Origin of the sequence: Thermococcus sp. (assembly GCF_027008145.1) — an archaeon.
Taxonomy (GTDB): Archaea; Methanobacteriota_B; Thermococci; order Thermococcales; family Thermococcaceae; genus Thermococcus.
On sequence record NZ_JALTCZ010000092.1, the window covers coordinates 1 to 2331 of the forward strand.

A 2331-nucleotide genomic window follows, 5' to 3' on the forward strand; every position below is an offset into this window, starting at 1 on the left:
CTGGGTTCTCGCCGGACATGGCCATAAGGCTCGTGATCTCGGCATACATACAGGGTTATGACGTCATTGACATAATCTTCTCGGATGAAATGCCCCTGTACAAGGTTAAGGTCAGGAAGGTTCTCCAGACCCTCCCGGGCGTTGAGATAATCCTCGACGAGCCCCAGAGGATAGTTGCCAAGAGCCTTCTCGACGAGGATGAAGTCAACCTCGCAGAGCTTCTCAGAAGGGTGCGCTCCATAGTCCTTTCGATGCTCGGCGACCTTGAACTCTTGGTGGCTGGCTCAGATGGTGAGATAAAGCGCGACATCTACGACCTCGAAAACGAGCTCGACCGCTTCTACTTCCTGATCATCAGGACTGTGAACAGGCTTCTCAGCAGGCACAACGTTAGTGAGGAGAGCGGTCTTGTTAGGAGAACCTTTGACCTTATGGCGATACTCTTCATAGCCAGGGACATCGAGAGGATAGGCGACCACATAATCAGGATAGCAGACAACCCGGACGGCGTTGAGGTTCCCTACCTAAGGGACAAGTTCGACGCGATGATTACCCAGATAGAGCGGAGGAATCTCAGGGAGATAGATGAGCTGATGCTGGAGATAAGGGAGCGCATAAAGTCCATAGACTACCGCGAGTCCCTTGCCAAGGAAAGCTTCCGGAGGATCCTTGAATACCTTGAGAACATAGGGGAGACTATAATCAACATGGCCCTAAGTTAGTCCCGTTTCCATAATCCTTTTAACCTTTCGAGCTTTCTTTCATCAGGTGTGGGCAATGGTTGCGATAATAGTCCACGGCGGTGCAGGGACGATAAGAAAAGAGGAAAGGATTCCAAAGGTTATTGAAGGCGTCAGAGAGGCCGTTTTGGCTGGCTGGGGGGAGCTTAAGCGTGGCTCTGCCTTAGATGCCGTGGAGGAAGCCGTCAAAGCCCTTGAGGACAACCCTCTCTTCAACGCTGGAACAGGGAGCGTTTTAACGCTCGACGGCAGGGTCGAGATGGATGCAGCCATAATGCGCGGGAAAACCCTTGAGGCAGGTGCCGTCGCCGGCATCTGGGGGGTTAAGAACCCTATAAGCGTCGCCAGGAAGGTGATGGAGAAGACCGACCATGTGCTTTTAATCGGAGATGGGGCTGTTAAATTCGCCCGTCTCCTTGGCTTCCCAGAGTATGATCCCGTAACGGAGGAGAGACTGAGGCAGTGGGAGGAACTCAGGAAGAAGCTCCTTGAAAAGGGTGAGACAAGGTACTGGAAGAAGCTCAACGAACTGATAAGGGAGTATCCCGAGCTCCTCAGGAGCACGGTCGGGGCGGTCGCCTTCGACGGTGATGAAGTCGTCGCCGGCACGTCAACGGGCGGTGTTTTTCTCAAGGTCTTCGGCAGGGTTGGTGACACGCCGATAATTGGTGGTGGAACCTACGCCAACGAAGTGGCCGGGGCATCGTGTACTGGCCTCGGGGAGGTTGCGATAAAGCTGGCTTTAGCCAAAAGCGCCACCGACTTCGTTCGCCTTGGAATGGACGCACAGGGTGCAAGCGATGCCGCAATAAGTCTTGCCACGAGGTACTTCGGAAAGGACACGATGGGCATCATAATGGTTGATTCAAAGGGGAACATCGGTCTCGCCAAGAACACTAGGCACATGAGCCATGCCTTCATGAGGGAGGGCATGAAGGAACCGGAGGCTGGTGTTTAGTGGATTCCACTATACGAAACGTCTGGCTCCTCAACATCTCAACGTTCTTCTTCTTCCTAGGGATAAGCGTCGTTACACCTGTGGTTTCCCCTTTTCTGGTCAGCCTCCGGGCCGAGCCGTTTCTCGTCGGTCTCATAACGGGCGTTACCTCGGCCCTTTCCCTCATCTCAAAGCCCATCGGAGGGGTCGTTGGTGATAGGGGCTACCGCTTCCATGCCCTCGTTGGAGGAAACCTCTTTGGTGCTCTTGCCGGCATTCTCTACGTTGTCTCGGCTCACTCTGGCAATCTCTACCTGTTTGCGATAGCTAGGGCAATCCACGGCTTCTCAATGGGGCTCTTCTTCCCCTCAAGTCTATCAACCGCTGTCGATCTCGCCCCCGTCGGCAGGGTTGGGGAAACCCTCGGCTGGCGCGGCATGATGTTCTCCCTCGGCAACATAATAGGGCCTGGAATAGGGGGTTACACATCCGACAGGATCGGCTTTATGGGGGCCTTCTCCCTGACTGTTCTGTTCTCGCTCACCGGTGCAATTTTCGCTCTGATGGCATGGAGAGAAGTTGGTGATACGGTAGAGCGGATCGAGCGCGGAAAGGCCAGCCACCGTGGGCTCCTCAGGGTTACCTTCGTCTCGG

The 2331-nt window shown here is 54.6% G+C and carries 3 protein-coding genes; all 3 read left to right on the top strand.

Annotated elements, in window-relative coordinates; translation table 11 throughout:
• Positions 1-722, top strand: a 722-nt coding sequence (locus tag MVD07_RS04440) for a phosphate uptake regulator PhoU (protein WP_297499107.1), incomplete at its 5' end; no start/stop codon positions are given.
• A 55-nt stretch (positions 723-777) separates the two neighbouring features.
• Positions 778-1698, top strand: a complete 921-nt coding sequence (locus MVD07_RS04445; RefSeq protein WP_297499110.1) for an isoaspartyl peptidase/L-asparaginase family protein — start codon at positions 778-780, stop codon at positions 1696-1698.
• The coding region (locus MVD07_RS04450) for an MFS transporter (RefSeq protein WP_297499109.1) at positions 1698-2331 on the top strand (634 nt) is incomplete at its 3' end. The genes MVD07_RS04445 and MVD07_RS04450, both read left to right, overlap by 1 nt.